20 protein-coding genes, 5 tRNA genes and 1 other RNA gene are annotated in these 19,346 nt (G+C 54.3%); 20 read left to right on the forward strand and 6 right to left on the reverse strand.

Going from position 1 to position 19,346, the window contains the following annotated elements; genetic code table 11:
• Window positions 1-555 precede the first annotated feature (555 nt).
• The 19 genes from cydA (at window position 556) to pnuC (ending at window position 12,319) form a co-directional block, all read left to right on the forward strand.
• Window positions 556-2,124 (forward strand): cytochrome ubiquinol oxidase subunit I, encoded by a 1,569-nt coding sequence (gene cydA, locus AC2FAJ_RS08825; protein WP_045261075.1) that lies wholly within the window; start codon window positions 556-558, stop codon window positions 2,122-2,124.
• 17 nt (window positions 2,125-2,141) lie between these two features.
• Entirely contained in the window at window positions 2,142-3,281 is a 1,140-nt protein-coding gene (cydB, locus tag AC2FAJ_RS08830; RefSeq protein ID WP_028012386.1) for a cytochrome d ubiquinol oxidase subunit II, read from the forward strand.
• Between the two features lie 14 nt (window positions 3,282-3,295).
• On the forward strand, window positions 3,296-3,409 hold the full coding sequence (gene cydX, locus AC2FAJ_RS08835) for a cytochrome bd-I oxidase subunit CydX (protein ID WP_045630848.1): 114 nt from the start codon (window positions 3,296-3,298) through the stop codon (window positions 3,407-3,409).
• On the forward strand, window positions 3,409-3,699 hold the full coding sequence (ybgE, locus tag AC2FAJ_RS08840) for a cyd operon protein YbgE (protein ID WP_008501100.1): 291 nt from the start codon (window positions 3,409-3,411) through the stop codon (window positions 3,697-3,699). Before cydX ends, ybgE begins: the two co-directional genes overlap by 1 nt.
• Window positions 3,700-3,847: 148 nt before the next feature.
• Entirely contained in the window at window positions 3,848-4,252 is a 405-nt protein-coding gene (gene ybgC, locus AC2FAJ_RS08845; protein ID WP_003858593.1) for a tol-pal system-associated acyl-CoA thioesterase, read from the forward strand.
• The gene (gene tolQ / locus AC2FAJ_RS08850) at window positions 4,249-4,941 is read left to right on the forward strand and encodes a Tol-Pal system protein TolQ (RefSeq protein ID WP_008501101.1); all 693 of its coding nucleotides are present in this window, start codon (window positions 4,249-4,251) and stop codon (window positions 4,939-4,941) included. The genes ybgC and tolQ overlap by 4 nt, the downstream gene beginning before the upstream one ends.
• Window positions 4,942-4,944: 3 nt before the next feature.
• Entirely contained in the window at window positions 4,945-5,373 is a 429-nt protein-coding gene (gene tolR / locus AC2FAJ_RS08855; RefSeq protein WP_003858589.1) for a colicin uptake protein TolR, read from the forward strand.
• A gap of 28 nt (window positions 5,374-5,401) precedes the next feature.
• The gene (gene tolA, locus AC2FAJ_RS08860; RefSeq protein WP_028012388.1) at window positions 5,402-6,655 is read left to right on the forward strand and encodes a cell envelope integrity protein TolA; all 1,254 of its coding nucleotides are present in this window, start codon (window positions 5,402-5,404) and stop codon (window positions 6,653-6,655) included.
• Between the two features lie 134 nt (window positions 6,656-6,789).
• Window positions 6,790-8,082, forward strand: a complete 1,293-nt coding sequence (gene tolB / locus AC2FAJ_RS08865) for a Tol-Pal system beta propeller repeat protein TolB (protein ID WP_013097529.1) — start codon at window positions 6,790-6,792, stop codon at window positions 8,080-8,082.
• A gap of 35 nt (window positions 8,083-8,117) precedes the next feature.
• The gene (gene pal, locus AC2FAJ_RS08870; RefSeq protein WP_003858578.1) at window positions 8,118-8,639 is read left to right on the forward strand and encodes a peptidoglycan-associated lipoprotein Pal; all 522 of its coding nucleotides are present in this window, start codon (window positions 8,118-8,120) and stop codon (window positions 8,637-8,639) included.
• Between the two features lie 9 nt (window positions 8,640-8,648).
• The gene (gene cpoB, locus AC2FAJ_RS08875; RefSeq protein WP_060573582.1) at window positions 8,649-9,443 is read left to right on the forward strand and encodes a cell division protein CpoB; all 795 of its coding nucleotides are present in this window, start codon (window positions 8,649-8,651) and stop codon (window positions 9,441-9,443) included.
• A 161-nt stretch (window positions 9,444-9,604) separates the two neighbouring features.
• A tRNA-Lys gene (locus tag AC2FAJ_RS08880) sits at window positions 9,605-9,680 on the forward strand.
• A 127-nt stretch (window positions 9,681-9,807) separates the two neighbouring features.
• A tRNA-Val gene (locus AC2FAJ_RS08885) sits at window positions 9,808-9,883 on the forward strand.
• Between the two features lie 3 nt (window positions 9,884-9,886).
• Window positions 9,887-9,962, forward strand: a tRNA-Lys gene (locus tag AC2FAJ_RS08890).
• Between the two features lie 41 nt (window positions 9,963-10,003).
• Window positions 10,004-10,079 (forward strand) — tRNA-Lys (locus AC2FAJ_RS08895).
• Between the two features lie 31 nt (window positions 10,080-10,110).
• A tRNA-Lys gene (locus AC2FAJ_RS08900) sits at window positions 10,111-10,186 on the forward strand.
• Between the two features lie 26 nt (window positions 10,187-10,212).
• Window positions 10,213-10,341: non-coding RNA, RtT sRNA (locus AC2FAJ_RS08905), on the forward strand.
• A gap of 191 nt (window positions 10,342-10,532) precedes the next feature.
• Window positions 10,533-11,576, forward strand: coding sequence for a quinolinate synthase NadA (nadA, locus tag AC2FAJ_RS08910; RefSeq protein WP_060573580.1), 1,044 nt, complete (start codon window positions 10,533-10,535; stop codon window positions 11,574-11,576).
• A gap of 23 nt (window positions 11,577-11,599) precedes the next feature.
• Window positions 11,600-12,319, forward strand: coding sequence for a nicotinamide riboside transporter PnuC (gene pnuC / locus AC2FAJ_RS08915; protein WP_028012391.1), 720 nt, complete (start codon window positions 11,600-11,602; stop codon window positions 12,317-12,319).
• Here the strand turns inward: pnuC and zitB are convergent.
• On the reverse strand, window positions 12,316-13,251 hold the full coding sequence (gene zitB, locus AC2FAJ_RS08920; protein ID WP_028012392.1) for a CDF family zinc transporter ZitB: 936 nt from the start codon (window positions 13,249-13,251) through the stop codon (window positions 12,316-12,318). The genes pnuC and zitB overlap by 4 nt on opposite strands.
• 105 nt (window positions 13,252-13,356) lie before the next feature.
• A complete protein-coding gene (locus tag AC2FAJ_RS08925; RefSeq protein ID WP_045259933.1) occupies window positions 13,357-13,737 on the reverse strand; it encodes a protein YbgS in 381 nt (126 codons plus the stop codon).
• A 303-nt stretch (window positions 13,738-14,040) separates the two neighbouring features.
• On the opposite strand from AC2FAJ_RS08925, the gene aroG reads away from it, so the two are divergent.
• The gene (aroG, locus tag AC2FAJ_RS08930; RefSeq protein ID WP_028012394.1) at window positions 14,041-15,093 is read left to right on the forward strand and encodes a 3-deoxy-7-phosphoheptulonate synthase AroG; all 1,053 of its coding nucleotides are present in this window, start codon (window positions 14,041-14,043) and stop codon (window positions 15,091-15,093) included.
• Window positions 15,094-15,154: 61 nt separating this feature from the next.
• On the opposite strand, the gene gpmA is transcribed toward aroG, so the two are convergent.
• The 4 genes from gpmA to galT all read right to left on the reverse strand — a co-directional run bounded on the left by gpmA (window position 15,155) and on the right by galT (window position 19,345).
• Window positions 15,155-15,907: a 2,3-diphosphoglycerate-dependent phosphoglycerate mutase gene (gpmA, locus tag AC2FAJ_RS08935; protein ID WP_008501111.1), complete on the reverse strand. Its 753-nt coding sequence runs from the start codon at window positions 15,905-15,907 to the stop codon at window positions 15,155-15,157.
• A gap of 206 nt (window positions 15,908-16,113) precedes the next feature.
• A complete protein-coding gene (gene galM, locus AC2FAJ_RS08940) occupies window positions 16,114-17,154 on the reverse strand; it encodes a galactose-1-epimerase (protein ID WP_041910757.1) in 1,041 nt (346 codons plus the stop codon).
• A complete protein-coding gene (galK, locus tag AC2FAJ_RS08945) occupies window positions 17,148-18,296 on the reverse strand; it encodes a galactokinase (protein ID WP_319880907.1) in 1,149 nt (382 codons plus the stop codon). The genes galM and galK overlap by 7 nt, the downstream gene beginning before the upstream one ends.
• Window positions 18,297-18,298: 2 nt before the next feature.
• Window positions 18,299-19,345, reverse strand: coding sequence for a galactose-1-phosphate uridylyltransferase (gene galT, locus AC2FAJ_RS08950; protein WP_100170588.1), 1,047 nt, complete (start codon window positions 19,343-19,345; stop codon window positions 18,299-18,301).
• Between the last annotated feature and the right edge of the window lies 1 nt (window position 19,346).

A 19,346-nucleotide genomic window follows, 5' to 3' on the forward strand; every position in this document is an offset into this window, starting at 1 on the left:
AGAATGGAAAAATAAACTGGCCCAGCTACGCTTATTGTTTGTCCCGCTTCGACAGGGCATTTTTCTCTCGCGTTAATTAAAATCACTTCTGTTTATATTTTTTTTGGTCTTCGATAACCAATCGCATCTTTGCATGCACATATCATTAACATGGTTTTTACCATTCTCACCGCAGCTAAACATGATTAACATCAAGACCGGTTTTTGATTTAAATCAAAGTTTAATGCTTGGAAAAAGATGCCGAAAAGCGCTAAATTGTCCCCGATCAAAATGGCCGAAAAGTGGTAATTTTGCTATAAATTGATCGCCGTCGAAAAACGTAAATGTGATTCAATAAAAACCTGTTTATTGTAAGGGTTTTGCAGCGTATTATATTTGCGGGATCAATTTGAGTTTTTTATTAACCTATTTGTAACCTGTCGTCATCGTTTTTATCCTTCTCCAGGGTAATAACGACGACCAGGATGCGAATAATTTGTATTGGGGCATGCGTGTGAATCTCTTTCTAACGGGGTTCACTCTCGGAGTCTTCATGCGATGAGCAAGGAGTCATAATGTTAGACGTAGTCGAACTGTCGCGCTTACAGTTTGCCTTGACCGCGATGTACCACTTCCTGTTTGTGCCGCTGACGCTCGGTATGGCGTTCCTGCTGGCAATTATGGAAACGGTTTACGTCCTCTCCGGCAAACAGATTTATAAAGATATGACCAAGTTCTGGGGCAAGTTGTTCGGTATCAACTTCGCGCTGGGCGTGGCAACCGGTTTGACCATGGAGTTTCAGTTCGGGACTAACTGGTCTTACTATTCCCACTATGTAGGGGATATCTTCGGTGCGCCGCTGGCCATTGAAGGCCTGATGGCCTTCTTCCTCGAATCCACCTTTGTAGGTCTGTTCTTCTTCGGTTGGGACCGTCTGGGTAAAGTCCAGCACATGGCCGTAACCTGGCTGGTGGCATTAGGTTCGAACCTGTCCGCGCTGTGGATCCTGGTGGCGAACGGCTGGATGCAGAACCCGATCGCGTCTGACTTCAACTTCGAAACCATGCGTATGGAGATGGTCAGCTTTGCCGAGCTGGTCCTGAACCCGGTTGCTCAGGTTAAATTCGTTCACACCGTGGCATCTGGCTACGTGTGCGGCGCGATGTTCGTGTTGGGTATCAGCTCCTACTATATGCTGCGCGGTCGTGACTTCGCGTTTGCCAAGCGCTCCTTTGCTATCGCTGCAAGCTTCGGTATGGCTGCAATCCTCTCCGTTATCGTTCTGGGTGATGAATCCGGTTACGAAATGGGTGACGTGCAGAAAACCAAACTGGCCGCTATCGAAGCCGAATGGGAAACCCAACCGGCGCCTGCTGCCTTTACGCTGTTCGGTATTCCCGATCAGGACGCGCAGGAAAACCGCTTCGCCATCCAAATTCCTTACGCGCTGGGTATCATCGCAACCCGTTCTGTCGATAAGCAGGTAACGGGTCTGAAAGAGCTGATGGTTCAGCACGAAGAGCGTATCCGTAACGGTATGAAGGCTTACTCGCTGCTGGAACAGCTGCGTGCCGGCTCTACCGATCAGGCCGTTCGCGATCAATTTAACGACGTGAAGAAAGACCTGGGCTACGGTTTGTTGCTGAAACGTTATACCCCGAACGTTTCTGATGCGACGGAAGCACAGATTCAGATGGCGACCAAAGACTCGATTCCACGCGTTGCGCCACTGTACTTCGCATTCCGTATCATGGTGGGCTGCGGCATCATCATGCTGCTGATCATTGCGGCGTCCTTCTGGTCCGTGATTCGTAACCGCATCGGCGAGAAAAAATGGCTGCTGCGCACCGCGCTGTACGGTATTCCACTGCCGTGGATCGCGATTGAATCCGGCTGGTTTGTAGCGGAGTATGGCCGTCAGCCATGGGCGATTGGTGAGGTGCTGCCAACGGCGGTCGCGAACTCTTCCCTGACGGCAGGCGACCTGATCTTCTCCATGCTGCTGATCTGTGGTCTGTACACCCTGTTCCTGGTGGCTGAACTGTTCCTGATGTTCAAGTTCGCGCGCCTTGGCCCAAGCAGCCTGAAAACCGGTCGCTATCACTACGAGCAGTCCACTGCGACTACTCAGCCGGCACGCTAAGACAGGAGTCATCAAATATGATCGATTATGAAGTATTGCGTTTTATCTGGTGGCTGCTGGTTGGCGTTCTGCTGATCGGTTTCGCCGTCACGGATGGTTTCGACATGGGGGTGGGGATGCTCACCCGTTTCCTCGGTCGTAATGACACCGAGCGTCGAATCATGATTAACTCCATCGCCCCTCACTGGGACGGTAACCAGGTGTGGCTGATCACCGCAGGCGGCGCGCTGTTCGCTGCCTGGCCGATGGTCTACGCGGCTGCGTTCTCCGGCTTCTATGTGGCGATGATTCTGGTGCTGGCCTCTTTATTCTTCCGTCCGGTCGGTTTCGACTACCGTTCCAAGATTGAAGATACCCGCTGGCGCAACATGTGGGACTGGGGCATCTTCATTGGTAGCTTCGTTCCACCGCTGGTGATTGGTGTGGCATTCGGTAACCTGCTGCAGGGCGTACCGTTCCACCTCGATGAATACATGCGTCTTTATTACACCGGCAACTTCTTCCAGCTGCTGAATCCGTTTGGCCTGCTGGCCGGTGTGGTGAGCGTGGCGATGATCATCACTCAGGGCGCAACTTACCTGCAGATGCGTACTGTGGGTGAACTGCACCTGCGTTCCCGTGCTACTGCTCAGGTGGCGGCACTGGTGACGCTGGTTTGCTTCGCTCTGGCAGGCGTGTGGGTGGTGTACGGTATTGATGGCTACGTGGTGACGTCTGCGATTAACCACTCGGCACCGTCTAACCCGCTGACCAAAGAAGTGGCGCGTCAGGCTGGTGCATGGCTGGTGAACTTCAACAATACCCCTGCGCTGTGGGCGATCCCGGCTCTGGGCGTGCTGCTGCCGCTGCTGACCGTGCTGACGTCTCGCCTGGAGAAAGGTGCTCTGGCGTTCGTGTTCTCTTCACTGACGCTGGCGTGCATCATCCTGACGGCGGGTATTGCCATGTTCCCATTCGTCATGCCATCCAGCACCATGCTGAATGCTAGCCTGACCATGTGGGATGCAACCTCCAGCCATATGACGCTGAACTTAATGACTTACGTTGCTTGCGTGTTCGTTCCGATTGTTCTGGCCTACACCATCTGGTGTTACTGGAAAATGTTCGGTCGTATCACCAAAGAACATATCGAAAGCAACACCCACTCTATGTACTAAGTAAGGAGCTGAATATGTGGTATTTCGCATGGATTTTAGGGACGCTTCTTGCCTGTGCTTTTGGTGTCATCACTGCCCTGGCGCTTGAGCACGTCGAAGCGATCAAAGCGGGTGAAGAAAAACACTGATGAATATTATCGCGAAGCTTTACGCGGTAATGGATAAGCGCCCGTTACGGGCGCTTTCTTTAGTGATGGCATTACTGCTGGCAGGCTGTATCTTCTGGGACCCGTCGCGCTTTGCGGCAAAGACCAGCGAGCTTGAGATCTGGCACGGCTTCCTCATCATGTGGGCAGTGTGTGCCGGGGTGATCCACGGCGTGGGCTTTCGTCCGAAAGCCGTTCACTGGCAGGGAATTTTTTGCCCGCTGATTGCCGATCTGGTGCTTCTCGCCGGTTTGATTTTCTTCTTCTTCTGAATAAGAAATGTCCGTTAACGTTATGGGCTTACCCGAGCCCATAAAAATTTACTCTCCGTTTACTTTCCCCCATTCCAAACCATCTTCCCCGCGCGTATAGTAGCGAAGTTTAAAAGCTCTAACTTTTGTTGCATTACTGGGATGTAAAGTGAATACAACGCTGTTTCGATGGCCGGTTCGTGTCTATTACGAAGATACCGATGCCGGTGGTGTGGTTTACCACGCCAGCTACGTTGCTTTTTATGAACGGGCACGCACAGAGATGCTGCGCCATCATCACTTTAGTCAACAGGTGCTGTTGGCTGAGCGAGTTGCCTTCGTGGTACGCAAGATGACGCTTGAGTATTTTGCGCCTGCCAGACTCGACGATATGCTCGAAGTCCAAACTGAAATTACATCAATGCGCGGGACCTCACTGGTTTTCACGCAGCGGATAGTCAACGCAGAGAACACCGTACTGAACTCAGCTGAAGTACTGATTGTTTGTGTTGATCCAACCATAATGAAGCCTCGTGCGCTTCCTAAGTCTATTGTCGCGGAGTTTAAGCAGTGACTGACATGAATATCCTTGATTTGTTCCTGAAGGCAAGCCTTCTGGTTAAACTTATCATGTTGATTTTGATTGGTTTTTCAATCGCATCCTGGGCCATCATCATCCAGAGAACGCGTATCCTCAATGCTGCTGGCCGTGAAGCGGAAGCATTTGAAGATAAGTTCTGGTCGGGTATTGAACTTTCTCGCCTGTATCAGGAGAGCCAGGGACGCCGTGAAAACCTGACCGGCTCCGAACAAATTTTCTATAGCGGATTCAAAGAGTTCGCTCGTCTGCATCGGGCAAACAATCATGCGCCGGAAGCCGTCGTGGAAGGGGCATCGCGTGCGATGCGTATCTCCATGAACCGCGAGCTGGAAAATCTTGAAACGCACATTCCTTTCCTCGGTACCGTGGGTTCTATCAGCCCGTATATCGGTCTGTTTGGTACCGTGTGGGGGATCATGCACGCCTTTATCGCGCTGGGCGCGGTGAAGCAGGCGACGTTGCAGATGGTTGCACCGGGTATCGCTGAAGCACTGATTGCGACCGCTATCGGTCTGTTTGCGGCAATTCCGGCGGTAATGGCTTACAACCGTCTGAACCAGCGCGTGAACAAACTGGAACTGAACTACGACAACTTTATGGAAGAGTTCACCGCGATTCTGCACCGTCAGGCGTTTACCAGCACCGAGAGCAACAAGGGGTAAACCATGGCCAGATCGCGTGGACGAGGTCGTCGCGAGCTCAAGTCCGAAATCAATATCGTGCCACTGCTGGACGTTCTGCTGGTACTGCTGCTGATCTTCATGGCAACAGCGCCCATCATTACCCAGAGTGTGGAAGTCGATCTGCCGGATGCGACAGAATCACAGGCGGTGAGCACCAATGACGATCCTCCGGTCATCATTGAAGTTTCCGGCGTAGGGCAGTACAGCGTGGTGGTAGAAAAAGATCGTATGGATCAGCTGCCACCTGAGCAGGTTATTGCCGAAGCGCAGCGTCGCCTGGAGTCAAATCCGAAAACGGTCTTCTTAATCGGTGGCGCGAAAGACGTACCCTACGATGAAATTATTAAAGCGCTGAACTTGCTACATAGTGCGGGTGTTAAGTCAGTTGGCTTAATGACTCAACCTATTTGATCATCCGCGTAGTTTTTGGGAACCGATAGTGTCAAAGGCAACCGAACAGAACGACAAGCTTAAGCGAGCGATAATCGTCTCCGCAGTGCTGCACGTTATTCTTTTTGCAGCGCTGATCTGGAGTTCGTTCGACGAGCATATTGATGCATCAGCAGGCGGCGGTGGAGGGTCTTCCATTGACGCCGTAATGGTGGATCCCGGTGCGGTAGTGCAAAACTATAATCGCGAACAACAGCAGAAGGCGAGTGCCAAACGGGCTGAAGAGCAGCGCGAAAAACAGGCGCAACAGCAGGCGGAAGAGCTGCGTGAGAAGCAGGCCGCCGAGCAGGAGCGTTTGAAGCAGCTTGAGAAAGAACGTTTGCAGGCGCAGGAAGCTGCGAAAGCGCAGGCGGAACAGCAGAAGCAAGCCGAAGAGGCCGCGAAGAAAGCGCAGGAACAGCAAAAGCAGGCGGAAGAGGCGGCAGCAAAAGCCGCAGCGGATGCCAAAGCGCAGGCTGATGCCCAGGCAAAATTAGCGGCAGAAGCGGCGAAGAAAGCGGCTGCCGATGCCCAGAAGAAAGCTGAGGCCGAAGCCGCGAAGAAAGCCGCTGCGGATGCCCAGAAGAAAGCCGAAGCGGAAGCCGCGAAGAAAGCCGCTGCTGACGCACAGAAGAAAGCTGAAGCCGAAGCCGCGAAGAAAGCCGCTCAGGACGCAGAGAAGAAAGCGGCTGCCGAGGCTGCGAAGAAAGCCGCTGCGGCTGAGAAGGCTGCTGCCGAAAAAGCTGCCGCCGCTGAAAAAGCCGCTGCTGATAAAAAAGCTGCAGCTGAGAAGGCCGCTGCCGATAAGAAAGCAGCTGCTGAAAAAGCGGCTGCTAAAAAGGCTGCTGCCGCTGAAAAAGCCGCGGCCGCCGCAGGGGTTGACGATCTGCTGGGGGATTTAAGCTCCGGTAAGAATGCACCGAAAACGGGCGGTGGCGCGAAAGGAAACAACGCAGCGCCGACCGGAAGTGGTAACACTAAGAGTAACGGTGCGACAGGGGCTGAAATCAACGGCTATGCCGCGCAGATTAAATCGGCGATTGAAAGCCGGTTCTATGATGCGTCTTCCTATGCCGGTAAAACGTGTACGCTGCGTATAAAATTGGCTCCGGACGGCATGCTGCTTGATATTAAGTCTGAAGGTGGCGACCCGGCTTTATGTACTGCGGCTCTGGCTGCAGCGCGTCAGGCGAAGATGCCTAAACCGCCTTCTCAGGCAGTCTACGAAGTCTTCAAAAATGCGCCGCTGGACTTCAAACCTTAAGTTACATTTTCCCCGTGCAAACGGGGAAAAATAGACCAGGTTTAGTCACAGGGTTCGGGTAGTTTTGTCTATTTGAGTTTGTTAACATTCTGCTAAATTATCGTGGGTAAGGTTACCCGGATAAGGGAGATATGATGAAGCAGGCATTACGTGTAGCATTTAGTTTTTTAATGCTGTGGGCAGCAGTCCTGCACGCAGAAGTACGTATCGAGATCACCCAGGGGGTGGACTCGGCACGCCCAATCGGTGTTGTTCCGTTCCAGTGGGCCGGTCCTGGCGCTGCACCTGAAGATGCCGGTGGCATCGTGGCGGCTGACCTGCGTAACAGCGGTAAATTCAACCCGTTAGATCGTTCTCGTCTGCCGCAGCAGCCGGGCAGTGCGCAGGAAGTCCAGCCTGCTGCATGGTCTGCGCTGGGTATTGATGCCGTGGTGGTGGGGCAGGTTACGCCTAACCCGGACGGTTCTTACAACGTGGCCTGGCAGCTGGTGGATACCGGCGGTGCACCGGGTACCGTCCTGGCACAGAACTCTTACAAGGTCACTAAACAGTACCTGCGCTACGCGGCACACGCGGCCAGCGACGCGGTATTCGAAAAGCTGACCGGTATTAAAGGTGCGTTCCGTACCCGTATCGCATATGTGGTACAGACCAACGGCGGTCAGTTCCCGTACGAGCTGCGCGTATCTGACTACGACGGTTACAACCAGTTCCTGGTGAAACGCTCTTCACAGCCGCTAATGTCTCCAGCCTGGTCTCCGGACGGGTCTAAACTGGCGTATGTGACCTTCGAAAGTGGTCGTTCTGCGCTGGTTATCCAGACGCTGGCTAACGGTGCGGTGCGTCAGGTAGCGTCGTTCCCACGTCACAACGGTGCGCCTTCCTTCTCACCAGATGGGTCTAAACTGGCGTTTGCGCTGTCTAAAACCGGTAGCCTGAACCTGTACGTGATGGACATTGGCTCTGGCCAGATCCGTCAGGTGACCGACGGTCGCAGCAACAATACTGAACCATCATGGTTCCCGGACAGCCAAAACCTGGCGTTTACCTCTGACCAGGCAGGCCGTCCACAAATCTATAAAGTGAACATTAACGGCGGTGCTCCGCAGCGTATCACCTGGGAAGGCTCTCAGAACCAGAACGCAGACGTGAGCAGCGACGGTAAATTCATGGTAATGGTCAGCTCCAACGGTGGGCAGCAGCACATTGCCAAACAAGATCTGGTAGCGGGTGGCGTTCAAGTTCTGTCGTCAACGTTCCTGGATGAAACGCCAAGTCTGGCACCTAACGGCACTATGGTAATCTACAGCTCTTCTCAGGGGATGGGATCTGTGCTGAATCTGGTTTCTACAGATGGGCGTTTCAAAGCGCGTATTCCGGCCACTGATGGACAGGTAAAATCACCTGCCTGGTCGCCGTATCTGTAAATAATAATTAATTGATTACTAAAGGAATCATAGAAATGCAACTGAACAAAGTGCTGAAGGGGCTGATGATCGCTCTGCCTGTAATGGCAATCGCAGCGTGTTCTTCTAACAAGAACGCCAGCAATGACCAGAGCGGCGAAGGCATGATGGGTGCCGGTACCGGTATGGACGCGAACGGCAATGGCAACATGTCTTCTGAAGAGCAAGCGCGTCTTCAGATGCAGCAGCTGCAGCAGAACAACATCGTTTACTTCGATCTGGATAAATACGACATCCGTTCTGACTTCGCTGCGATGCTGGATGCTCACGCTAACTTCCTGCGTAGCAACCCATCTTACAAAGTCACCGTAGAAGGTCACGCGGACGAACGTGGTACTCCAGAGTACAACATCTCCCTGGGTGAACGTCGTGCTAACGCCGTTAAGATGTACCTGCAGGGTAAAGGCGTTTCTGCTGACCAGATCTCCATCGTTTCTTACGGTAAAGAAAAACCTGCAGTACTGGGTCACGACGAAGCGGCTTACTCCAAAAACCGTCGTGCCGTACTGGTTTACTAAGAGAATTGCATGAGCAGTAACTTCAGACATCATCTGTTGAGTCTGTCGTTACTGGTTGGAATAGCGGCCCCCTGGGCCGCTTTTGCTCAGGCACCAATCAGTAGTGTCGGCTCAGGCTCGGTAGAAGACCGGGTCACTCAGCTCGAGCGTATTTCTAACGCTCACAGTCAGCTTTTAACCCAACTCCAGCAGCAACTTTCCGATAACCAAAACGATATTGACTCTCTCCGTGGTCAGATTCAGGAAAGTCAGTATCAGCTTAACCAGGTTGTGGAACGTCAGAAGCAAATTTTATTGCAGATAGATAGCCTCAGCAGCGGCGGTGCAGCAGCACAACCCGCAGCGGGCGATCAAAGCGGCGCGGCAACCTCAGCGCCTGCGCCGTCTGATGATGCTTCAGCCTCAACAGGTGCGCCTGTACAGAGCGGTGACGCGAATACGGATTACAATGCGGCCATTGCCCTGGTGCAGGATAAATCTCGTCAGGATGACGCGCTCGCTGCGTTTCAGAACTTTATCAAGAAATACCCTGACTCAACCTATCAGCCAAATGCGAATTACTGGCTCGGTCAGTTGAATTACAACAAGGGTAAAAAGGACGATGCGGCGTTTTATTTTGCCTCCGTGGTAAAAAATTACCCGAAATCGCCGAAAGCGCCAGATGCGATGTTTAAGGTTGGCGTGATCATGCAGGACAAAGGCGACACGGCGAAAGCCAAAGCGGTTTATCAGCAGGTGGTCGCAAAATTCCCGGGCACCGAAGGTGCTAAGCAGGCGCAAAAACGCCTGAATTCGATGGGATGATTATCGCATGACCAGAAATCGCGTTATTTCTGGTCGTGCAGCATGATTACTAAGCAGTTAAGTGATCTTCATCGAAATTTTTGTTGCGCAGAATTCTTAAATCAGTAATATATGCCGCCGTTGCCACGGGATATCAAACAACGTGAAAGCAGCATAAAAGTGGGTCGTTAGCTCAGTTGGTAGAGCAGTTGACTTTTAATCAATTGGTCGCAGGTTCGAATCCTGCACGACCCACCACTAAGTCAGGTGGAATTAGTAGTAAAACGTGAAGGATAACGTTGCGTCAGCAACGGCCCGTAGGGCGAGGCGAAGCCGAGTCATCCTGCACGACCCACCACTTAGCGCAGTTCCGGCAGTACAGAGTGGGTGATTAGCTCAGTTGGTAGAGCATCTCCTTTACACGGAGGGGGTCGGCGGTTCGAGCCCGTCATCACCCACCACTCGGGTCGTTAGCTCAGTTGGTAGAGCAGTTGACTTTTAATCAATTGGTCGCAGGTTCGAATCCTGCACGACCCACCAATTTTATTGGTGCCGAGTGATAATTCAGGCAACACCCGAATGGGTCGTTAGCTCAGTTGGTAGAGCAGTTGACTTTTAATCAATTGGTCGCAGGTTCGAATCCTGCACGACCCACCAGCCTGAATAAGTTTGCAGTACATCCCGCAAGGGGTCGTTAGCTCAGTTGGTAGAGCAGTTGACTTTTAATCAATTGGTCGCAGGTTCGAATCCTGCACGACCCACCAATGTAAAAAAGCGCCCTGAAGGCGCTTTTTTGCTATCTGCGATCTGGATGATTCGAACCTGCAGCAGGTTCGAGCCGAACGTAGTGAGGCACCGGAGCCGTTTTCGGCGACGGCCCGAAGGGCGAGCGAAGCGAGTCATCCTGCACGACCCACCAGTGTAGAAAGGCGCCCTAAAGGCGCCTTTTTGCTATCTGCCGTACAACAAATGCTCCGCCCATCTATTCCCGGTGACTTTTCACTCCAGATTCGCTATCTTGTTTAGTATATAAAACACAATTGCCCTGCGTTTTGCTTTGTCAGGCAAAAGAAAGGCAATATTGTTAAGCCAGTAAAACGAGAAGCCATAATGAGCGTGATGTTCGATCCTGAAGCCGCAATCTATCCGTTTCCGCCAAAGCCTGTGCCATTAAGCCAGGATGAAAAACAATTCTACCGCGAGAAGATCAAACGGCTTCTCAAAGAGCGCGATGCGGTGATGGTGGCCCATTACTACACCGATCCGGAAATCCAGCAGCTGGCGGAAGAGACCGGGGGCTGTATTTCTGATTCACTGGAGATGGCCCGCTTCGGTGCAAAACATCCCGCTTCCACGCTGCTGGTTGCAGGAGTGCGTTTTATGGGCGAAACGGCAAAGATCCTCAGCCCGGAAAAAACCATTCTGATGCCGACGCTCAATGCGGAGTGTTCGCTCGATCTCGGCTGCCCGATTGAGGAATTCAACGCCTTCTGCGACGCCCATCCTGACCGGACCGTGGTTGTTTACGCCAACACCTCTGCGGCGGTAAAAGCGCGCGCAGACTGGGTGGTCACGTCGAGCATCGCCGTTGAGCTGATTGAGCATCTGGACAGCCTGGGTGAGAAAATTATCTGGGCCCCTGACCGCCATCTTGGCAATTACGTTCAGAAGCAGACCGGCGCTAACGTTCTCTGCTGGCAGGGCGCCTGCATTGTGCACGACGAATTCAAGACCCAGGCGCTGTCTCGTATGAAGGCGCTTTATCCTGACGCGGCCATTCTTGTTCATCCTGAATCACCGCAGTCGATTGTTGATATGGCCGATGCGGTTGGCTCAACCAGCCAGCTTATCAACGCGGCCAGGACGCTGCCGCACAAGCAGCTCATCGTCGCGACCGATCGCGGTATCTTCTATAAGATGCAGCAGGCCGTACCGGAGAAAGAGCTGCTGGAAGCACCAACGGCAGGTGAGGGTGCGACGTGCCGCAGCTGCGCGCATTGCCCGTGGATGGCGATGAACGGCCTGAAGGCCATTGCCGAAGGGCTCGAGACAGGCGGTGCAGCGCATGAAATTCATGTGGACGCCGCTCTGCGTGACGGTGCGTTAATTCCGCTTAACCGCATGCTGGATTTTGCGGCTACACTACGTACTTAATTCAAAAACGCACTGGGGAAAAGATGGATTTTTTTAGCACGCAAAACATTCTGGTTCATATACCGATTGGTGCAGGTGGCTATGACCTGTCATGGATTGAAGCCGTAGGCACGCTGGCGGGGTTGCTGTGTATCTGGCTGGCAAGCCTGGAGAAGATCAGCAACTACGCGTTCGGGCTGATTAACGTCACGCTGTTTGCGATTATCTTCTTCCAGATCCAGCTGTACGCCAGCCTGCTTTTACAGCTGTTTTTCTTCGCCGCCAATATTTACGGCTGGTACGCCTGGTCCCGGCAGAACAGCCAGCAGGAGGCGGAGCTGCAGATCCGCTGGCTGCCCTTACCGAAAGCCATCGCCTGGTTTGTCGCCTGCGTCGTCGCCATTGGTTTGATGACCGTCTACATCAACCCGGTGTTTGCGTTCCTGACCCGCGTTGCCGTTTCGGTCATGTCCGCGATTGGCCTCAACGTGACGATGCCGGAGCTTCAGCCGGATGCCTTCCCGTTCTGGGATTCCTGCATGATGGTGCTGTCGATCGCGGCGATGGTCCTGATGACCCGTAAATACGTTGAGAACTGGCTGCTGTGGGTCATCATCAACGTCATCAGCGTGGTGATTTTTGCCCTTCAGGGCGTCTATGCCATGTCGCTGGAGTATCTGCTGCTGACATTCATTGCCCTGAACGGCAGCCGGATGTGGATCAAGAGCGCGCGTGAGCGTGGCTCACACGCGCTTTCAAGCTAGTGGTGATGATGTGAATGGTCGGGCTGCGCCTCGTTAAGGTGGCAGTCCGGCCCGCTACAGGGCTGATACTCCATCTGGATGGTGGCGTGACCAATCTCATAGTGATGTTCAAGAAAGTGCTGGATGCGTTCAAGCAGCGCGTCGTGGTCGTGGGGCGGGATGACCTGGACGTGCAGCGTCATGACCGGCTTCTCGCCTACCAGCCAGACGTGCACGTGATGAACGTTACGCACTTCCGGGACAGTACGGCGCAGGTTTCGTTTCAGCTCGTCAATGTCCATTGATGCCGGCGCCCCTTCCAGCAGTTCATTGACGCTCTCCTTCAGTAGCCGCCAGGCGCTGCGCAAGACCAGACACGATACCAGCACGGAGAGAATGGGGTCGACAGGCGTCCAGCCGGTATAGAGGATCACCAGCGCGGCGACAATCGCCCCGACTGAGCCGAGCAAATCCCCCAGCACATGCAGAGCCGCAGCGCGAACGTTAAGGTTCTTTTCCCCGCTGCCGCGATGCAAAATCCAGAACGCCAGAATATTTGCCAGCAACCCCGCCACGGCAATCACCATCATTGTCGTCCCGGCGATGGGCTGCGGGTGCCTGAAACGCTGTACGGCCTCCCAGACGATAAGAACAGTAATAACCACCAGCGCGATGGCGTTAACAAACGCGGCAAGGGTGGTCAGCCTCAGCCAGCCGAAGGTATGACGCGCGTTGGGTGGGCGGCGAGCAAACTGCACCGCCAGCAGGGCGAAAAGCAGCGCTGCGGCATCGGTCAGCATATGTCCGGCATCAGCCAGCAGCGCCAGCGAGCCGGAAACCAGGCCGCCAATGACCTCGATAACCATAAACGTGGCCGTAACGCCAAAGGCCAGCATAAGTCGTTTTGCATTGTCGTTGCCGGGAGAAGATGGGTGTGAGTGGGTGTGCGCCATGTCTGCTTTCCTGATTCGTTATTATTTTAGTGTAGCGTTTTTAACAGGTTACTCCAAAAAGAAAGGAGAGCCTGGGCTCTCCTTTCACATTTGAAGCATCAAGAATTACTGGGTTGTGCCATCAGTTTTGGTATTGGCGTCGTTACCCACTTTGTCGTTCGGATCGGGACATTTGCCGTCCTTGCACATCGAGTTCTTATGAACCTCATCCGAGCTCATGTTGTCATGATTCATGGTATCGGAAGCACTACCGTTCGGATGCAGCATAGTACCGCCGGTGTTGGTATTGCCGGTATTGATCTGGCTGTTATCGACATTATTCGGGGCGATATTCTGTTTCGCATCAGGCGCAACCTGGCCTGCCGCTGCTGCCGCATTGGCATCACCGTTGCTGTCTGAAGCACCCGTTTCTGCGGCCAGGACGCTGCCGCTGGCAAGGGTGAGTGTGGCAGTCAGGAAGAGGGTGGTCAGTTTTGTCATTTTCATGATGGTGCTCCTGTTCTTGTCGTTACGCTGGATAACATTCTCCAACAGTGCATCTTTTTATAGGCGAAAGATTCCGCCTTACGGACTTACGTCAGTAGGGAATCGCGTTTAAGCGTTTAAAAATGGTTGTTACAGTTAAAAAGCTTAGGTTAGATCTCATTTTTCGCTATTTTGTGGCGATTTTTAGGCGAATTCCAGGAATTATCTGCGTGAAGTGTAAAACCGTGTTTACACTTCCTGGTCGACAAGATAGATTGAAAGGATTGCTTTCATTACTAAAGATATGGCAGAGCTGGAAAGAAGATGAATTATCAGAACGACGATTTACGCATCAAAGAGATCAATGAGTTATTACCTCCTGTAGCACTCCTTGAGAAATTCCCCGCCACTGAAAATGCCGCAAATACGGTTTCTCATGCTCGTAAAGCGATCCACAAGATCCTGAAAGGTAATGACGATCGTCTTCTGGTGGTGATTGGCCCGTGCTCCATTCACGATCCTGCCGCTGCGAAAGAGTATGCGGCGCGTCTGCTCACCCTGCGTGAAGAGTTAAAGGATGAGCTGGAAATCGTCATGCGCGTCTATTTTGAAAAACCGCGCACGACCGTGGGCTGGAAAGGGCTGATTAACGATCCGCACATGGATAACAGCTTCCAGATCAACGACGGCCTGCGCATTGCGCGCAAGCTGCTGCTGGAGATCAACGACAGCGGCCTGCCTGCTGCCGGCGAGTTCCTGGATATGATTACGCCACAATACCTGGCAGACCTGATGAGCTGGGGCGCCATTGGTGCCCGTACCACTGAATCTCAGGTTCACCGCGAGCTGGCTTCCGGTCTCTCATGTCCGGTGGGCTTCAAAAACGGTACTGATGGCACCATCAAAGTGGCTATCGATGCCATCAACGCCGCGGGTGCGCCGCACTGCTTCCTGTCCGTGACCAAATGGGGTCACTCCGCCATCGTCAACACCAGCGGTAACGGTGATTGCCATATCATTCTGCGCGGCGGTAAAGAGCCAAACTACAGTGCAAAACACGTGGCAGAGGTGAAGGCCGGGCTGGAAAAAGCCGGGCTGCCACCGCAGGTGATGATCGACTTCAGCCACGCCAACTCCAGCAAGCAGTTCAAAAAGCAGATGGAAGTGGGGGCAGACGTCTGTCAGCAGATCGCTAACGGTGAGAAGGCGGTAATTGGGGTGATGATCGAAAGCCATCTGGTTGAAGGTAACCAGAACCTGGAAGGCAGCGAGCCGCTGGTGTATGGCAAAAGCGTCACCGATGCCTGCATTGGCTGGGACGATACCGATGCCATCCTGCGTCAGCTGGCGAATGCGGTAAAAGCGCGCCGCGGCTGAGTCCTCACGCACAAATAAAAAAGCGCGGAAGGCTCCGCGCTTTTTTTATGTCCGGCGAAAATTACTTCGCTTTACCCTGGTTCGCGACAGCCGCTGCTTTCGCTGCGATCTCGTCCGCGTTACCCAGGTAGTAATGTTTGATTGGCTTAAAGTTTTCGTCGAACTCATATACCAGCGGTACGCCAGTTGGGATGTTCAGTTCGAGGATCTCGTCTTCGCCCATGTTGTCCAGATATTTCACCAGCGCGCGCAGGGAGTTACCGTGAGCAGCGATGATCACGCGCTCACCGCTTTTCAGGCGTGGCAGAATGGTTTCGTTCCAGTAAGGCACAACGCGGTCGATGGTCAGCGCCAGGCTCTCGGTGGTTGGCAGCTCAGCGTCGGTCAGTTTCGCGTAGCGCGGGTCGTGGCCCGGATAGCGCTCGTCATCTTTGGTCAGCTCTGGTGGGGTGACCGCGAAGCCGCGACGCCACTGTTTAACCTGCTCGTCACCGTATTTCTCAGCGGTTTCCGCTTTGTTCAGACCCTGCAGCGCACCGTAGTGACGCTCGTTCAGTTTCCAGGATTTCTCAACCGGCAGCCAGGCCTGATCCAGTTCGTCCAGCACGTTCCACAGGGTGTGGATGGCACGTTTCAGCACAGAGGTGTAAGCAAAATCAAAGCTGAAGCCTTCTTCCTTCAGCAGTTTACCTGCTGCTTTTGCTTCGCTTACGCCTTTCTCGGACAGATCAACGTCGTACCAACCGGTAAAGCGGTTTTCGTTGTTCCACTGGCTTTCGCCGTGACGCACCAGGACCAGCTTAGTAATAGCCATCTCTTACTCCTCAAGCATTTTTAGAATGATAACAATTCTCATTATATTGCTGTGGCCGTGCCAGCAGCAACGCTTAACCCTAACCATAGCGAAAATAGTCTCTGAGTGTAAGATGCTTGTGAATCCAGGGTTAGGATTTTGTCAGCGATCGGCGCTATTTTCAGCAAGACGCGCAGAAAAAAGCCCTCCGATGGGAGGGCTGGAAATCATTTCGGAATAAAATGGTATTCCGTCACGCTAATGTACTCTTCACCGGGGCGCAGCACGCAGTCCGGCTGCGGCCATTCCTGATGATTGGGGCTGTCCGGCAGGAACTCGCTCTCAAGCGCAAGTCCTTGCCAGTCGCTGTACTCATTGTGTTCGCGCGCCGTCGTGCCGCCGAGGTAGTTGCCCGAGTAGAATTGCAGGGCAGGGGCGGTGGTATACACCGTCATCTGCAGTTTCTCATCGCTGGACCAGACCTGTGCGGCAGGCTGCTTCACATCACCTTTGGCGTGCAGCAGGAACGCGTGATCGTAGCCTTTCACCTTGCGCTGATCGTCATCGCTCAGGAAATCCTGGGCGATAACTTTCGCGCTGCGGAAATCAAAGCTGGTCCCGCTCACGTCTTTCAGGCCCTGATACGGAATGCCCATCTCGTCAACCGGCAGATACGCGTCCGCCAGGATCTGCAGCTTGTGGTTACGCACGTCGCACTGGTTGCCGTCGAGATTGAAGTAGGCATGGTTAGTCAGGTTAACCGGACACGGCTTATCGACCGTCGCACGGTATTCAATAGCGATACGGTTGTCGTCCGTCAGCGTAAAGCGCGCGGACGCGGTAAGGTTCCCCGGGAAACCCTGATCGCCATCAAGCGAATCCAGCGAGAACAGCACTTCGCCGTCGTTTTGACGAACAATTTTCCAGCGGCGTTTATCAAACCCGTCCGGACCGCCGTGAAGCTGGTTCTCGCCCTGGCTTGGCAGCAGCGGGTACTGCACGCCGTCGAGCTCAAAACGGCTCTTCGCGATGCGGTTGGCATAGCGCCCGACGGACGCGCCCAGATAGGCAGACTGATTAACGTACTGCTCGGGTGAGGCGCAGCCCAGCAGGGTTTCGCGCACGCTGCCGTCCGGCATCGGTACGCGGGCAGAAAGCAGGGTCGCACCCCAGTCCATCAGCGTAACCACCATCCCCGCGCTGTTGCGCAGGGTTAACAGGCGATACGGCAGACCATCCGGTGCGAGGGTAGGTGTTTCGTTTAGCACTGTCCGGCTCCTTGTGATGCTTTACATACATAGAACGTTTCTTTGATGCCCGTTTGCGCTTCGTACTGCTTCGCCACGGCGTCCTGGACGGCAGGGACCAGCTCTTCCGGCACCAGCGCGACGATGCAGCCGCCAAAGCCGCCGCCCGTCATGCGCACGCCGCCTTTATCGCCAATAACCGCTTTGACGATGTCCACCAGGGTGTCGATCTGCGGCACGGTGATTTCAAAATCATCGCGCATGGAGGCGTGAGATTCCGCCATCAGCTCACCCATGCGCTTCAGGTCACCTTTCGCCAGCGCGGAGGCGGCTTCAACGGTACGGGCGTTTTCGGTCAGCACGTGACGCACGCGTCTGGCGACGACAGGATCCAGCTCGTGCGCCACTTTGTTAAATTCATCGAGCGTCACGTCGCGCAGGGCAGGCTGCTGGAAGAAGCGCGCGCCGGTTTCGCACTGTTCGCGGCGGGTATTGTACTCGCTGCCCACCAGCGTGCGTTTAAAGTTACTGTTGATAATCACGACGGCCGCGCCTTTTGGCAGCGGAACGGCTTTGGTGCCAAGCGAGCGGCAGTCGATCAGTAAAGCATGCTCTTTTTTGCCCAGCGCGGAGATCAGCTGGTCCATGATGCCGCAGTTGCAGCCCACGAACTGGTTTTCCGCTTCCTGACCGTTCAGGGCAATTTGCGCCCCGTCCAGCGGCAGATGATACAGCTGCTGGAAGACGGTTCCCACGGCCACTTCGAGCGAGGCCGACGAGCTTAAGCCCGCACCCTGCGGCACGTTGCCGCTGATGACTAAATCGGCGCCGCCGAAGTTCTTGTTGCGCTTCTGCAGATGCTTCACCACGCCGCGCACGTAGTTAGACCACTGCTGGCTGTCGTGCGTCACAATCGGGGCATCAAGGGAAAACTCGTCCGTCTCATTACCGTAATCCGCCGCAATCACGCGAACCTGGCGGTCATCGCGCTTCGCACAGCTGATAACCGTCTGGTAATCAATGGCGCACGGCAGCACGAAGCCGTCGTTGTAGTCGGTGTGCTCGCCGATCAGGTTGACGCGACCAGGTGCATGAATTACGTGGGTGGCAGGGTAGCCAAATTTCTCAGCAAACAGGGATTGTGTTTTATCTTTCAGACTCATTTTTAGACTCCTGATTCGCGATAGTGGACGTCGCTGACGGCACGCAGACGCTCTGCCGCCTGTTCCGCCGTCAGGTCACGCTGGGTTTCCGCCAGCATTTCATAGCCCACCATAAATTTACGCACCGTTGCAGAGCGCAGCAGCGGCGGATAGAAATGGGCGTGCAGCTGCCAGTGATGATTCTCTTCGCCGTTAAACGGCGCGCCGTGCCAGCCCATGGAATACGGGAAGGAGCACTGGAACAGGTTGTCGTAACGGCTGGTCAGCTTTTTCAGCGCCAGCGCCAGGTCGTCGCGCTGCGCGTCGCTGAGATCGGTAATGCGCTGAACGTGCGCTTTCGGCAGCAGCAGCGTCTCAAACGGCCAGGCGGCCCAGTAAGGCACGACCGCCAGCCAGTGTTCGGTTTCCACTACGGTACGGCTGCCGTCGGCCAGCTCGCGCTGGGTGTAGTCCACCAGCATGGGTGAGCCGTTTTCTGCGAAATAGTCCTTCTGCAGACGGTCTTCACGCTCGGCTTCGTTGGGCAGGAAGCTGTTCGCCCAGATCTGGCCGTGCGGATGCGGGTTAGAGCAGCCCATCGCCGCGCCTTTGTTTTCGAACACCTGCACCCACGGATAGCTCTGCCCCAGCTCAGCTGTTTGCGCCTGCCAGGTGCTGACCACCTCTTTCAGCGCGTCCACGCTCAGCTCCGGCAGCGTTTTGCTGTGATCGGGCGAGAAGCAGATCACGCGGCTGGTACCGCGCGCGCTTTCGCAGCGCATCAGCGGGTCGTGACTCGCGGGGGCATCCGGGGTATCGGTCATCAGGGCGGCAAAATCGTTGGTAAACACGAAGGTGCCTTTGTAGTCCGGGTTTTTATCCCCGGTCACGCGCGTGTTGCCCGGACAGAGGAAGCAATCCGGATCGTGCTGCGGCAGGGTCTGTTTTGCAGGCGTCTCCTGCGCCCCCTGCCAGGGACGCTTGGCGCGATGCGGAGAGACCAAAATCCATTGCCCGCTTAGCGGGTTAAAACGACGATGCGGGTGATCGACGGGATTAAACGAAGTCATG

It is taken from the genome of Enterobacter cloacae complex sp. 385G4 (genome assembly GCF_057320665.1).

Excerpts from the sequence above, each read along its gene's own strand:
- cydA (WP_045261075.1), top strand. The coding sequence starts at position 556 with ATGTTAGACGTAGTCGAACTGTCGCGCTTACAGTTTGCCTTGACCGCG.
- cydB (WP_028012386.1), top strand. The coding sequence starts at position 2,142 with ATGATCGATTATGAAGTATTGCGTTTTATCTGGTGGCTGCTGGTTGGC.
- cydX (WP_045630848.1), top strand. The coding sequence starts at position 3,296 with ATGTGGTATTTCGCATGGATTTTAGGGACGCTTCTTGCCTGTGCTTTT.
- ybgE (WP_008501100.1), top strand. The coding sequence starts at position 3,409 with ATGAATATTATCGCGAAGCTTTACGCGGTAATGGATAAGCGCCCGTTA.
- tolR (WP_003858589.1), top strand. The coding sequence starts at position 4,945 with ATGGCCAGATCGCGTGGACGAGGTCGTCGCGAGCTCAAGTCCGAAATC.
- tolB (WP_013097529.1), top strand. The coding sequence starts at position 6,790 with ATGAAGCAGGCATTACGTGTAGCATTTAGTTTTTTAATGCTGTGGGCA.
- pal (WP_003858578.1), top strand. The coding sequence starts at position 8,118 with ATGCAACTGAACAAAGTGCTGAAGGGGCTGATGATCGCTCTGCCTGTA.
- cpoB (WP_060573582.1), top strand. The coding sequence starts at position 8,649 with ATGAGCAGTAACTTCAGACATCATCTGTTGAGTCTGTCGTTACTGGTT.
- nadA (WP_060573580.1), top strand. The coding sequence starts at position 10,533 with ATGAGCGTGATGTTCGATCCTGAAGCCGCAATCTATCCGTTTCCGCCA.
- pnuC (WP_028012391.1), top strand. The coding sequence starts at position 11,600 with ATGGATTTTTTTAGCACGCAAAACATTCTGGTTCATATACCGATTGGT.
- zitB (WP_028012392.1), bottom strand. The coding sequence starts at position 13,251 with ATGGCGCACACCCACTCACACCCATCTTCTCCCGGCAACGACAATGCA.
- AC2FAJ_RS08925 (WP_045259933.1), bottom strand. The coding sequence starts at position 13,737 with ATGAAAATGACAAAACTGACCACCCTCTTCCTGACTGCCACACTCACC.
- aroG (WP_028012394.1), top strand. The coding sequence starts at position 14,041 with ATGAATTATCAGAACGACGATTTACGCATCAAAGAGATCAATGAGTTA.
- gpmA (WP_008501111.1), bottom strand. The coding sequence starts at position 15,907 with ATGGCTATTACTAAGCTGGTCCTGGTGCGTCACGGCGAAAGCCAGTGG.
- galK (WP_319880907.1), bottom strand. The coding sequence starts at position 18,296 with ATGAGTCTGAAAGATAAAACACAATCCCTGTTTGCTGAGAAATTTGGC.
- galT (WP_100170588.1), bottom strand. The coding sequence starts at position 19,345 with ATGACTTCGTTTAATCCCGTCGATCACCCGCATCGTCGTTTTAACCCG.